At 62.8% G+C, this 12,893-nt stretch carries 13 protein-coding genes; 10 read left to right on the top strand and 3 right to left on the bottom strand.

Annotation, left to right across the window (positions count from 1 at the left end; translation table 11 throughout):
• Positions 1-18: 18 nt before the first annotated feature.
• A complete protein-coding gene (locus tag ACFRFQ_RS29945) occupies positions 19-480 on the bottom strand; it encodes a PTS glucose transporter subunit IIA (protein ID WP_378665212.1) in 462 nt (153 codons plus the stop codon).
• A complete protein-coding gene (locus tag ACFRFQ_RS29940) occupies positions 477-707 on the bottom strand; it encodes a glucose PTS transporter subunit EIIB (protein WP_045071371.1) in 231 nt (76 codons plus the stop codon). Before ACFRFQ_RS29940 ends, ACFRFQ_RS29945 begins: the two co-directional genes overlap by 4 nt.
• Positions 708-1,018: 311 nt before the next feature.
• Between ACFRFQ_RS29940 and ACFRFQ_RS29935 the strand changes: the two genes are divergently transcribed.
• Genes ACFRFQ_RS29935 through ACFRFQ_RS29890 form a run of 10 tightly spaced genes read left to right on the top strand, consistent with a single transcriptional unit; the run spans position 1,019 to position 12,239 of the window.
• Positions 1,019-2,362 carry a PTS transporter subunit EIIC gene (locus tag ACFRFQ_RS29935; protein ID WP_378665211.1) on the top strand — a complete coding sequence of 448 codons (1,344 nt, stop codon included), beginning with the start codon at positions 1,019-1,021 and terminating at the stop codon, positions 2,360-2,362.
• 3 nt (positions 2,363-2,365) lie between these two features.
• A complete protein-coding gene (gene ptsP / locus ACFRFQ_RS29930) occupies positions 2,366-4,048 on the top strand; it encodes a phosphoenolpyruvate--protein phosphotransferase (RefSeq protein ID WP_378665210.1) in 1,683 nt (560 codons plus the stop codon).
• Entirely contained in the window at positions 4,045-5,229 is a 1,185-nt protein-coding gene (locus ACFRFQ_RS29925; RefSeq protein WP_378665209.1) for an N-acetylglucosamine-6-phosphate deacetylase, read from the top strand. The genes ptsP and ACFRFQ_RS29925 overlap by 4 nt, the downstream gene beginning before the upstream one ends.
• The gene (nagB, locus tag ACFRFQ_RS29920; RefSeq protein WP_378665208.1) at positions 5,229-6,008 is read left to right on the top strand and encodes a glucosamine-6-phosphate deaminase; all 780 of its coding nucleotides are present in this window, start codon (positions 5,229-5,231) and stop codon (positions 6,006-6,008) included. The genes ACFRFQ_RS29925 and nagB overlap by 1 nt, the downstream gene beginning before the upstream one ends.
• Position 6,009: 1 nt before the next feature.
• Positions 6,010-6,750 (top strand): copper homeostasis protein CutC, encoded by a 741-nt coding sequence (locus tag ACFRFQ_RS29915; RefSeq protein ID WP_378665207.1) that lies wholly within the window; start codon positions 6,010-6,012, stop codon positions 6,748-6,750.
• A 51-nt stretch (positions 6,751-6,801) separates the two neighbouring features.
• Positions 6,802-8,319 carry a CoA-acylating methylmalonate-semialdehyde dehydrogenase gene (locus ACFRFQ_RS29910; protein ID WP_138872716.1) on the top strand — a complete coding sequence of 506 codons (1,518 nt, stop codon included), beginning with the start codon at positions 6,802-6,804 and terminating at the stop codon, positions 8,317-8,319.
• Positions 8,320-8,333: 14 nt separating this feature from the next.
• Complete coding sequence (locus ACFRFQ_RS29905) at positions 8,334-9,491, top strand: isobutyryl-CoA dehydrogenase (protein WP_378665206.1); 1,158 nt, start codon at positions 8,334-8,336, stop codon at positions 9,489-9,491.
• Positions 9,488-10,546 carry an enoyl-CoA hydratase/isomerase family protein gene (locus ACFRFQ_RS29900; protein WP_378665205.1) on the top strand — a complete coding sequence of 353 codons (1,059 nt, stop codon included), beginning with the start codon at positions 9,488-9,490 and terminating at the stop codon, positions 10,544-10,546. The genes ACFRFQ_RS29905 and ACFRFQ_RS29900 overlap by 4 nt, the downstream gene beginning before the upstream one ends.
• Positions 10,547-10,569: 23 nt before the next feature.
• Complete coding sequence (mmsB, locus tag ACFRFQ_RS29895; protein WP_378665204.1) at positions 10,570-11,466, top strand: 3-hydroxyisobutyrate dehydrogenase; 897 nt, start codon at positions 10,570-10,572, stop codon at positions 11,464-11,466.
• Positions 11,463-12,239: an enoyl-CoA hydratase gene (locus ACFRFQ_RS29890; protein WP_378665203.1), complete on the top strand. Its 777-nt coding sequence runs from the start codon at positions 11,463-11,465 to the stop codon at positions 12,237-12,239. Before mmsB ends, ACFRFQ_RS29890 begins: the two co-directional genes overlap by 4 nt.
• A 66-nt stretch (positions 12,240-12,305) precedes the next feature.
• Here the strand turns inward: ACFRFQ_RS29890 and ACFRFQ_RS29885 are convergent, their stop codons facing one another.
• Positions 12,306-12,818, bottom strand: a complete 513-nt coding sequence (locus ACFRFQ_RS29885) for a MarR family winged helix-turn-helix transcriptional regulator (RefSeq protein ID WP_033236071.1) — start codon at positions 12,816-12,818, stop codon at positions 12,306-12,308.
• Positions 12,819-12,893 lie beyond the last annotated feature (75 nt).

Below are 12,893 nucleotides of genomic sequence, written 5' to 3'. Positions count from 1 at the left end.
CGCCCGCCTTGTTCATGCTCAGGTAGACCAGTGAAACAAGGTATCGCCTGTCTTCACTTCTTCTCCTACAGAAGGTGATTCGACCGTATCGGGTTTGGAGTCCATGACCACGACCGGGCAGATGGCCGAGTAGCCGGTGGTGTCGATGAACGCCGGGTCGAAGCTGACGACAGGATCTCCGGCTGCGACGGTGTCACCCTCGGCCGCGATGAGCGTGAAGCCTTTGCCTTCGAGTTTGACGGTGTCGATGCCGATGTGAACCAGTACGCCGGTTGCCTTTTCGCCGAAGATGACAAATGCGTGGGGATGAAGTTTGAGGATCTTCCCGGCGATGGGCGCGACGACGGTGAGGTGGCCCTGGTCGCGGGCGGGTTCGAGGGCAACGCCCGATCCGACCATCTGCTGGGCGAAAACCGGGTCCGGAACGTCGGCTAGTGCGCACACCCGGCCGGGCAGTGGAGCGAGGACGGCGACGGTCACAGGATGTCCCCGATGTCCTCGGCAAGGATATCGGCCTCGGGTCCGACGATCACCTGGACGACAGATCCGGCTTTGAGTACGCCGTGCGCGCCGGCGGCTTTGAGAGCAGCTTCGTCGACTTTGGCGCCGTCCTTGACCTCGGTGCGCAGGCGGGTGATGCACGCTTCGATTTCGACGATGTTCCCGGCGCCGCCGAGGCCTTTGATGATTGCTTCCGCTTTCGACATTGCTGCTCCTGTGTGTGGTCGTAGATGCGTCCGGTTGTTGTCGCTGGTGAAGCACTCTGGCTGATAGCGGGACGCGAGTCAACACGTAACTTAAATCACATTCCGGTCTTGACATCTGCGCTTCATCAGGCAAAACTACAACTGGTTATGACCGGACAGTACCCGTTAGCGGTGCAACGCCACAACAGTTTCGGCAAAACGATTTTTCGGCTCCTCGCGGTGGGCGAGGTGTCCACTTCACGTACCTCAACCAGCAGGCCGACCCGTTCCGGCCAAGCGAACAGAGGCCCAGCGAACAGAGAAGGTCAACGATGACGCTCGACGACACTCCCAAGAAGGAATCAACGTTCTTCGCCGGCGTACAACGCCTCGGTCGAAGTTTGATGTTGCCCATTGCCGTTCTCCCGGCAGCCGGCATCCTTCTGCGACTCGGCCAGGACGACCTGCTCGGCCGGTTCAGTCCCCTCGAGAGCGCGGCAACGGTGATTTCCGCTGCCGGTCAAGCCGTGTTCACGTGGCTGCCGCTGATCTTTGCCGTCGGCATTGCGATCGGGTGGGCCAAGAAGGCGGACGGATCCACCGCACTTGCCGCTGTGGTCGGGTACATAGTGATCGACGGTGTTTTCAAGGCCATGTCGCCGATCGTCCTCGAAGGAAAAACCGACCCGAACGGTGATCAGTCACTGATCAATTACGGTGTGCTCGCCGGCATCGTGATGGGTCTACTTTCCGCCATTCTGTGGCAGCGCTTCTATCGAACCAAGCTGCCCGACTACCTCGGATTCTTCAACGGCCGACGCTTGGTTCCGATTCTGACCGCCGTCACCGGCTTGCTCGTCGGTGTCCTCATGGCATTTCTGTACCCGCTGTTCAACTCGGGACTCAACTGGGTCGGTGAAGCAGTTGCCTCGAATACCGTTGTGGGCGGCGGCATCTACGGCGCAGCCAACCGACTGCTCATCCCGACCGGCCTGCACCACATCCTCAACTCGGCCGTGTGGTTCCTCATCGGGGACTACCAGAACGCCAGCGGCGAGATCATTCGCGGCGACCTCAACCGGTTCTTTGCCGGTGACCCCACTGCCGGGACGTTCATGACCGGCTTCTTCCCGATCATGATGTTTGCACTGCCCGCTGCGGCGTTTGCCATCTGGCGCAATGCCGAGCCGTCTCAGAAGAAGCTTGTCGGCGGCATCATGCTCTCCACCGGCCTCACCGCCTTCCTTACCGGCATCACCGAGCCCCTCGAATACTCGTTCATGTTTGTCGCCTGGCCGCTGTACGTCATCCACGCGCTGCTGACCGGTACGTCGATGGCCCTGGTCAACGCATTGGGTATCCACGACGGATTCACCTTCTCCGCCGGCTTCTTCGACTACGTCCTGAACTTCGGCAAGGCTACAAACGCCTGGATGCTCATCCCGATCGGACTTGCCTATGCGGTCATCTACTACTTCCTCTTCAGCTTTGTCATCAAGAAGTGGAACCTGCGCACTCCCGGCCGTGAGGAAGAAGCCGAGGTTACGGCCGGTGAGCCCGATGCGGCGCTCCTCGAAGCCGAACTGGCGCTTGCCGCTGAAGGTGACACCCGCACCGACGCACCGCTTGTCGCGGAAGTGGAGAAGAAACTCGACAAGGAACTGGAAGGTCGCTGACGCATGACGACGGCAACAATCACTCCGCTGAACCAGATCAGTGCGCTCGGAGTCAGCGCCGGGGTCGTGTGCGCACCCTGGTTGAGTTTCGCGGTGCCCGAACGTACTTCGGCACACGATCCGGTCACCGGCGATCCGGAATCCGAACTGGCACGAATTCGAACGGCGCTCGAGAGCGTCAGTGCGGAACTCCTGCGCCGCGCCGAATCCGTCGACGGTGTCTCCGCGGACATTCTGACGACGTCGGCGGCGATGGCACGGGATCGGGCCATCGTCGGCGCGGCGCAGAAGAACCTCGAATCAGGTTTGCCGACAGCACATTCGGTGACGGTTGCCTTCGACGGATTCTGCGACAAGCTCGACGCGGTCGGCGGGTACATGGCCGAGCGGGCAACCGATCTGCGTGACCTCGGTCAACGAGTGGTTGCAGTGCTGCGCGGCGAACCGATGCCGGGAATCCCCAACCCCGGGTACCCGTACATTCTGGTGGCGCGGGATCTGGCTCCTGCCGATACGGCAACGCTCGGCGACACCGACGTGGTCGGACTGCTCACTGTCGAGGGCGGGCCGACCAGTCACACCGCCATCCTGGCCAAGTCGCTCGGCATTCCAGCCGTGGTCAACTGCGTCGATACCGATCGGCTTGTCCCCGGTGCCGTTCTGATCCTCGACGGCTCGAGCGGGACGGTGACAATCGATCCGAGTTCTGAGCAGTGCGCTCAGGTTGCCCGGGAAGCGTCGTTGCAGGCAGCTCGCGCTGCGACTGCGAGCGGTCCCGGCCGCACCCGAGACGGTTTTGCCGTGCGCTTGGCGGCAAACATCGGGACCGTGGCCGATGCCGAACGGGCCGGCGCCGCCGACTGTGAGGGTGTCGGCCTGTTCCGTACCGAGTTCTCGTATCTCGGTCGCCATGATGCACCTTCCGTCGCGGAGCAGACCGCAACGTACAGAGCCGTTTTCGAGCACTTTTCCGGGAGCGCCGTGGTGGTGCGGACCCTCGATTCCGGTTCCGACAAACCGTTGCCGTTCTTGGATCTCGGGGTCGAGGAGAATCCGGCGCTCGGGATTCGGGGGCTCCGAGTAGCACACCTGTACCCGGACACCCTGGTATCCCAGCTCGACGCCCTGGTTGCGGCGGCCGATGCAACCGGCACGGATCTGCGCGTCATGGCACCGATGGTCGCGACGGCCGAGGAAGCTGCAGGCTTCGCTGAACTCGCCCGGTCCCGCGGAGTTGGCAAGGTGGGCGCGATGATCGAGGTTCCGGCCGCGGCTCTGCGCGCCCGCGATCTCCTCGAACATCTGGATTTCCTCAGCATCGGAACCAACGACCTGAGCCAGTACACCTGTGCGGTCGACCGGATGACCGGTAGCCTCGCGCACCTGCTCGACCCGTGGCAGCCGGCAGTCCTCGACCTGATCGCAATGGTCGGTCAGGCCGGAGCGGCCGCAGGCAAACCTGTTGGTGTGTGCGGGGAATCGGCGTCGGATCCGCTGTTGGCGCCCGTGCTGGTGGGTCTCGGGGTGTCGAGTCTGTCGATGTCCGTCGCAGCGATCAGGGCCGTTCGCGCAGAGTTGGCGGCCCTCGATTTCGAGGTGTGCCTGCAGATGGCGTCGGCGGCCCGCAGTGCTCGTACCCCGAGGGCAGGGCGGGCAGCGGTCGCGCGCATAAGGGATTCGTCGTGACCGAGTCACTCGTGCTGCGCGGCAGGGTTGTCGGCAGTTCCTCCGGGACCATCGACGACGGCGTCGTGGTGGTCGACGGAGGGTTGATCAGCTGGGTGGGGGCGGCACAGCGCTACGCCTTCGCCGAGGTTCCGGACGCCACCGACTGCATGATCCTTCCCGGCCTCATCGACGTCCACAGTCACGGCGCTGCTGGAGCGGGATTCCCTAACACCGACGCGGCGGGCGCCCGAGTGGCCGCGTCGCATCATCGTGAGTACGGAACGACAGGTCTGCTGGCAAGTTTGGTGTCGGCGCCGCGCGCGGACCTGGTGCGCCAAGCCGCGATGTTGGCCGATCTGGTTGAAGACGGCGAGATTCTGGGTATTCACCTGGAAGGGCCGTTTATCAACTGTGTTCGATGTGGTGCCCAGGATCCCGCAGCCATAGTTCCCGGGGATCCTGACCTGCTCGAAGAGGTGTGCAACGCGGCCCGCGGGCACGTGTGTTCGATGACGCTGGCACCCGAGACGCAGAATTTCGAGGAACTGCTCGAGATCATGCGTCGACGCGGAATCCTGCCCAGCTTCGGACACACCGACGCCGATGCGGCGACTACGTCGACCCGGATAGGGCAGGTGGCTCGCAACGGTCGGGTGAGCGCAACGCACCTGTTCAACGGGATGCCGTCGGTGCATCACCGTTCGCCGGGCCCGGTTGCGGCGTGCCTCGCGGCCGCAGGGAGAGGAGAGATGGTGGTGGAACTGATCGCCGATGGAGTTCATCTGGCTCCGGAAACGGTGTCCATGGTGTTCGATACCGTCGGCGCAGACCAGATCACACTCGTCAGTGATTCCATGGCCGCCGCCGGAATGGCCGACGGAAACTATCAACTCGGCGCTCTGGATGTGGTGGTGAGTGGTGGCGTCGCCAGACTTGCCACAGCCGACGGTTCGGTCGGGGCCATAGCCGGCGGAACAGCACGACTGCTGGATGTGCTGCGTAGCACCGTGTTCGACAGCGGAGTTGCACTCGCCGATGCCGTCATCGCTGCCACCCGCACCCCGGCAGCACTGCTGGGACTGCACAATTCACATGGATCGCTGACTGCCGGCTACCGCGCCGACATCCTGGTCACCGATCGTCACCTGCGCCCGGTGCGCGTACTACACGGCGGTCGGGCCGCCGGAAAGGAAATCTGATGGAAATTGTCATCATGCCTACCCCGCTGGAGGTCGACTCGACAGCAGCAGACATCGTCGAAGGCTATGTCCGGCGTCGCGCTACAACGCTCGGGCTCGCAACAGGTTCGTCGCCGATCGGGACGTACCGCGAACTGGCGCGTCGTCACCGGGTGTCTGGACTGGACTTCTCGCAGGCTCAGGCCTTCTTGCTCGACGAGTATCTCGGTCTACCGAAAAGCCATTCACAGTCGTACTATTCGGTAATTCGCGCCGAATTCGTCGATCACGTCAATCTGGATCCGGACCGGGTTTTCAGCCCGGACGGTGAAGCTGGAATTCCGGAGGCGGAAGTGGAACGGTACGACCGTAGTATCGCCGAAGCTGGGGGAGTGGACGTCCAACTGCTCGGAATCGGCACCGACGGACACATCGGTTTCAACGAGCCGGGCTCCGCGCTGTCGTCGCGCACACGGGTCAAGACTTTGACGGAGCAGACGCGAATCGACAACGCTCGTTTCTTCGAGCGTCCCGATGACGTTCCCCATCACGTTCTCACCCAAGGTCTCGGAACTATCAGTGATGCACGGCATTTGGTGATGATTGCGACCGGTGAAGGTAAAGCCGACGCTATTGCTGCAGCAGTCGAAGGCCCGCTGACCGCATTTTGCCCGGCATCGGTGCTGCAGTGGCACCGCCACGTCACCGTGGTCATCGACGAAGCCGCTGCCGGAAGGCTGAAATTGGCAGACTACTACCGGTACGCGCTCGAGAACAAGCCACCGTGGCAGTCGTATTGACATGACAGCTCTCGAACTTGCCGTTCAGGATGTTCGCGGGGCGCAGACCGCACTCGCCGTGGGGGCGGCGCGTGTTGAACTCTGTGCGGCGCTGGGTGCAACGGGCGGTCTCACCCCCAGCATCGGATTGATCGAAGCAGTTGTGGCAGTGGGTGTTCCAGTCCACGTCCTGATCCGGCCGCGGGCCGGTGGATTTGTGTACGCAGCCGACGAGATGGCGGTGATACGCCGTGATGCACGCGCAGCAGTGGCGGCGGGTGCGTCCGGGATAGTGATCGGCGCTCTGACCGAGACCTCCGCGATCGATGTCGACGCACTGCGTTCGGTCATCGAGTGCGTCGATCCCTCGGTTGTCGAAGTGACCGCACATCGAGCTATCGACGTCGTGCCGGACAGACGGGCGGCACTCGACATCCTGGTGAATCTCGACGTAACCCGTGTCCTGACGTCTGGTGGTGCCCCGACCTGCGCCGAGGGGTTGGCAGAGTTGGGAGCCCTGGTCGATCATGCCGCCCGACGGATCCAGATCATGGCTGGTGGTGGGGTACGAATCGGTGATATTGCCGCGGTTGCGGCCACCGGAGTCGACGCGATCCACCTGTCCGCTCGCACGATTGTCGAAGGTTCTGGTGGACCGGGCGGTGGCAGTGGGGGATACGAGGTCACCGACCGGGAAATGGCGCTGTCCGCGGCCTCTGCTCTAGACATACATGGACATCCAACTATAGGATGGTCGATATAGTTAGCGCTGCTTCTCCGGCAGTCCACAACGAGCAAGGAACGGGTTAGCACAATGGTTGACAATGCGGCGGTTCAAGAGTTGACGCACTTCGTCGGTGGCAAGCGGGTTCCCGGAGCTTCCGATCGATTTGCGGACGTCTTCGATCCCAACACCGGTCAGGTTCAGGCGCGCGTTCCGCTCGCGAGCAAGGCGGAAACCGAAGCCATCATCGCCAATGCAGAAGAGGCGCAGAAGGTCTGGGCTGCTTTCAACCCGCAGAAGCGCGCCCGCGTCCTCATGAAATTCCTCCAGCTCGCCCAGGCCGAGATGGATTCCCTGGCTCGGCTCCTCTCGTCCGAGCACGGCAAGACCGTCGCCGACGCCAAGGGCGACATCCAGCGCGGCCTCGAGGTCATCGAGTTCGCCGTGGGCGCTCCGCACCTGCTCAAGGGTGAATTCACCGAGAGCGCAGGCACCGGCATCGACGTGTACTCGATGCGTCAGCCGCTCGGCGTCGTTGCGGGCATCACGCCCTTCAACTTCCCCGCGATGATCCCGCTGTGGAAGGCCGGCCCGGCCCTCGCAGCCGGCAACGCTTTCATTCTCAAGCCGTCCGAGCGCGACCCCTCCGTGCCGCTGCGCCTGGCCGAACTGTTCCTCGAAGCCGGACTGCCCGCAGGCGTGTTCAACGTGGTCAACGGTGACAAGGAAGTTGTCGACGTCCTGCTCACCGACGACCGCATCAAGGCTGTCGGCTTTGTCGGCTCCACGCCGATCGCCCAGTACATCTACGAGACGGCCGCAGCTCACGGCAAGCGCGCGCAGTGCTTCGGCGGCGCCAAGAACCACGCGATCGTCATGCCGGACGCCGATCTCGACGAGGTTGCCGACGCCCTGATCGGTGCCGGTTACGGTAGTGCCGGTGAGCGTTGCATGGCCATCTCCGTTGCCGTTCCCGTCGGTGAAGAGACAGCAGATGCGCTGGTCGCCAAGCTGAAGGAACGCGTCGCGAAGCTCAAGATCGGTCGCAGTGACGACGAAGGTGTCGATTTCGGTCCCCTGGTCTGCCAGGATGCCCTCGACCGCGTCAACAACTACGTGCAGATCGGTATCGACGAGGGCGCAACGGCAGTCGTCGACGGCCGCGGCTTCACCCTCGAAGGCCATGAAGGCGGATTCTTCGCCGGCGCAACACTGTTCGACAACGTCACCTCGGATATGCGCATCTACAAGGAAGAGATCTTCGGACCCGTCCTGCAGGTTGTTCGCGCTGCCGATTACGAAGAGGCCCTGCGTCTTCCGACCGAGCACGAGTACGGCAACGGCGTCTCCATCTTCACCCGTGACGGCGACACCGCTCGTGACTTCACCGCCCGCGTCAACGTCGGCATGGTCGGCGTCAACGTGCCGATTCCCGTCCCGATCGCGTACCACACCTTCGGCGGCTGGAAGCGCTCCGGATTCGGTGACCTGAATCAGCACGGTCCCGACTCCTTCCGCTTCTACACCAAGACCAAGACCGTGACGCAGCGTTGGCCTTCCGGCAAGAAGGAAGAGACCAATCACTTCGTCATCCCCACGATGAACTGATCGGAAAACCTTCCATGTTTACTCTGACCGATGACGAGCGGGCGATTCGTGACACCGCCCGCGACTTCGCGGCCGAGCACCTCGCGCCGAATGCGGTGGAGTGGGATCAGACCAAGCATTTCCCGGTGGACGTTCTCCGCAAGGCGGCGTCCCTGGGGATGGGCGGCATCTACATCCGTGAGGATGTCGGTGGCAGTGAACTGACCCGCGTCGATGCTGCTCGGATCTTCGAGGAGCTTGCCAAGGGTGATCCGTCGATCGCCGCGTACATTTCCATCCACAACATGGTCACGTGGATGATCGACCAGTTCGGCAACGACGAGCAGCGCCACCAGTGGGTGCCCGGACTGTGCTCGATGGATCAGTTGGGCAGCTACTGCCTGACCGAACCCGGCGCGGGTTCCGATGCTGCCGGTTTGAGCACCAAGGCCGTTCGTGACGGTGACGACTACATCCTCAACGGCGTCAAGCAGTTCATCTCCGGCGCAGGCACTTCCGACGTGTACGTCGTGATGGCCCGTACCGGATCTGCAGGTGCCAAGGGAATCTCAGCCTTTATCGTGCCGAAAGATTCGCCCGGCCTGTCGTTCGGTGCCAACGAGATCAAGATGGGCTGGAACGCGCAGCCCACCCGTCAGGTGATCATGGAGGACGTGCGCGTTCCCGCGGCCAACATGCTCGGCGAAGAAGGCAGCGGATTCCGCATCGCGATGAAGGGCCTCAACGGCGGCCGCCTCAACATCGCCGCTTGCTCGGTGGGCGGCGCGCAGGCAGCGCTGGAGAAAGCCGTCGCATATCTGGTGGACCGCAAGGCATTCGGTTCGGCGTTGATCGAATCGCAGGCCCTGCAGTTCCAGCTCGCCGATATGCGGACCGAGCTCGAAGCTGCGCGGACCCTGCTGTGGCGCGCTGCCGCAGCTCTCGACGAGAACGCACCGGATGTGGTGGAACTGTGCGCTATGGCCAAGCGCTTCGCGACCGACAACGGTTTCGACGTCGCCAACCGGGCGCTCCAACTGCACGGTGGGTACGGCTATCTTGCTGAGTACGGGATCGAGAAGATCGTCCGCGATCTTCGCGTTCACCAGATCCTCGAAGGCAGCAACGAGATCATGCGTGTGGTCATCGCTCGCAGTGTGATCGCAGGGCAGGGAAAGCAGGGAGCAGCATGACCGAAGAGAACGAAGTTCTGATCGAGAAGCGCGACGGACTGGGACGCATCACCCTCAACCGTCCCAAGGCGATCAACGCGCTCAATCACTCGATGGTGACGCAGATGGCTGCGGCCCTCGCGGCCTGGAAGTCCGACGACGAGGTCAAGGCCGTTGTCCTGACCGGTGCAGGCGAACGTGGCCTGTGCGCCGGCGGCGATATCGTCTCGATCTACCACGACGCCAAGGACGGCAAGACCGGTTCGCTCGACTTCTGGCGCGACGAGTACATCTTCAACGCCGAGATCTCGAACTACCCGAAGCCGTACGTCGCAATCATGGACGGCATCGTCATGGGCGGCGGCGTCGGAGTGTCCGCACACGGCGACGTCCGCATCGTGACCGAGCGTTCCATGATCGGAATGCCCGAGACCGGAATCGGATTCATCCCAGACGTCGGCGGAACGTACCTGCTCTCGCGTGCTCCCGGAGAACTGGGAACACACATCGCGCTCACCACGGCGCGCTTGAGCGCCGGCGACGCCATCGCGACGGGATTTGCGGACCACTTCATCCCGTCCGAGAACATCGAGACGTTCATCGAGACGATCGCATCGTCGACGGTAGAGCAGGCCGTTGCTCAATTTGCCGAGCCCGCACCGGTTTCGGAAATACTGGCACAGCAGAGTTGGATCGACGCCGCGTACTCGGCGGACAATGTCGTCGCGATTGTCGAGCGCCTGCGCGCCAGCGGAATTCCCGAAGCCGAGAAGGCCGCCGAGCAGATTCTCGGTAAGTCGCCGATCGCGCTGTCTGTCACGTTGCGTTCACTTCGTCATGCCAAGGATGCCAACAGCCTCGAAGAAGTTCTGAACGAAGAGTTCCGGGTGTCGACGGCATCACTGAGTTCACACGACCTCGTCGAGGGTATCCGCGCACAGGTGGTCGAGAAGGACCGCAACCCGCAGTGGCTTCCCGCGACCCTCGCGGATGTCACCGACGCCGCCGTGGACGCGTATTTTGCGCCGCTCGGTGAGCATGAACTCGGCCTCACCCCTCAATCGCAAGGCAACTGATCACCGCCGAAGGAGCATCACTAATGAGCACCATTGGATTTATCGGACTCGGACACATGGGTGGCCCGATGGCGGCCAACCTCGTCAAGGCCGGACACACGGTAGTCGGGTTCGACCTGGCGCCCGCAGCCCTCGCGCAGGCAGTCGAAGACGGTGCATCGGTAGCTGATTCGGCTGTGGATGCGGTGCGCGACGCCGACGTCGTCATCACGATGCTGCCGAGCGGCAAGCACGTTCTGGGTCTGTACGACGATCTGCTGCCCGCCGCGAAGCCGGGCACACTGTTCATCGACTGCTCCACGATCGACGTCGCAGACGCCCGCGAAGCACACGATCGGGCAGAGGCCGCCGGACACCGCAGCGTCGACGCGCCGGTTTCCGGTGGTGTTGTCGGCGCAACCGCCGGAACCCTCGCATTCATGGTCGGCGGATCCGAAGAAGACTTCCAGGCCGCGTCACCGTTGCTGGATGTGATGGGCCGCAAGGTCGTTCACTGCGGTGACGCCGGTGTCGGTCAGGCCGCGAAGATCTGCAACAACATGATCCTCGGTGTCTCGATGATCGCCATCAGTGAAGCATTTGTTCTGGGCGAAAAGCTCGGACTGAGCAACCAGGCACTCTTCGACGTCGCGTCCAATGCGTCGGGACAGTGCTGGGCCCTCACGTCCAACTGCCCGGTACCCGGACCGGTACCCACCAGCCCGGCCAACAACGACTACCAGCCCGGCTTTGCGGTCGCGTTGATGGACAAGGACCTCGGACTGGCCGCAAACGCATTGCGTACCAATGGTGTTGATGCCGAACTCGGCCTCAAGGCCGCTGAGCTCTACAGCCAGTACCATGCCGCGGGTGCCGGTGGTCAGGACTTCTCTGCCATCATCAACGACATCCGAGACCGTTCGACCGAAGGACAGCAGTGACCGACTTCAACACCATCATCCTCGAGCGTAAGGGCCGCGTCGGCGTCATCACGCTCAACCGTCCCAAGGCTCTCAACGCCCTGAACTCCGAGCTGATGAACGAGGTGGTTGCCGCGGTAACCGATCTCGAAGCGGACAACAACATCGGTGCCATCCTGATCACCGGTTCCGAGCGCGCATTTGCCGCCGGCGCCGACATCAAGGAAATGCAGTCCAAGACGTACATGGACGCGTACGTCGAGGATTTCTTCACGCCGTGGGATCGCGTCGCCGCTTCGCGTAAGCCGCTGATCGCCGCAGTCGCCGGATACGCACTCGGCGGCGGTTGTGAGCTCGCGATGCTCTGTGACTTCATCATCGCCGCAGATAACGCAAAGTTCGGGCAGCCCGAGATCAAGCTCGGAGTTATCCCGGGAATCGGTGGCTCGCAGCGTCTTACCCGCGCGGTGGGCAAGGCCAAGGCCATGGAAATGTGCCTCACCGGGCGCAACATGGATGCCGAAGAGGCCGAGCGCGCCGGCCTGGTGTCTCGCATCGTGCCGGCAGCAGATCTGCTCGACGACGCGTTGAAGACGGCAACCACCATCGCCGAGATGTCCCTGCCGATCGCGATGATGGCGAAGGAAGCGGTCAACCGCTCCTTCGAGTCCTCGCTCGCCGAGGGCGTCCGCTTCGAGCGTCGGGTCTTCCACTCGACCTTTGCTACCGAAGATCAGAAGGAAGGCATGGGCGCATTTGTCGAGAAGCGGTCAGCTGAGTTCAAGCACCGCTGACAAGTCCCCACGATCCTGAAGGATTCTGCTCGCTCAGCGAGTGAAATCCTTCAGGATCGTTGTCGTTTACCCCTCGAAATCACCGGCAGTCTTGCGCAATTCAGTGAGGATTGTCACCAATTGCGTGAGCTTGTCCGGCTCCAAGCCCGGGTTCGCGAAGACCTTGGCATTCAGCAGTTCCGTAGCCTCGAGCGCCAAGGCTCGGCCGGAATCCGAAATCTCGATGAGTGTCGTCCGACGATCGCTGGGGTGGGGGACTCGTCGTACCAACTGTGCCTTCTCCAACCGATCCACCGCATTCGTGACGCTGGTGGGGTGAACCTGCAGGCGTGCGCTGGCTTTCGTCATGGGCAGTGCGCCCGACCTCGTGAAGGTGAGCAGTGTCAACAGTTCGTATCGAGCGAACGTCAACCCGAGCGGCTTGAGCACTTCCTCGACTCGCGCCATCATGATCTGCTGCGCCCGCATCACCGAGGTGACAGCAGCCATCCCGTCGGCAACGTCACTCCAACCGTGCTCGGTCCATTGCCGATGTGCCTCTTCGATGGGGTCGATGGGAAGCGGCGAAAGGGGAGGCATACGTTCGATCATCCCATGCCCGCCAGAGCCTGAGCGCCTTGTCTGATTATGTGTCGCGGGCGCTCACGTCTGTAG

This window comes from Rhodococcus sp. NPDC056743 (assembly GCF_042790355.1).
In the GTDB taxonomy this organism is placed as follows: domain Bacteria; phylum Actinomycetota; class Actinomycetes; order Mycobacteriales; family Mycobacteriaceae; genus Rhodococcus_F.
The sequence above is the reverse complement of the archived record's forward strand: the minus strand, read 5'-3'. Positions and strand labels throughout refer to the sequence as shown.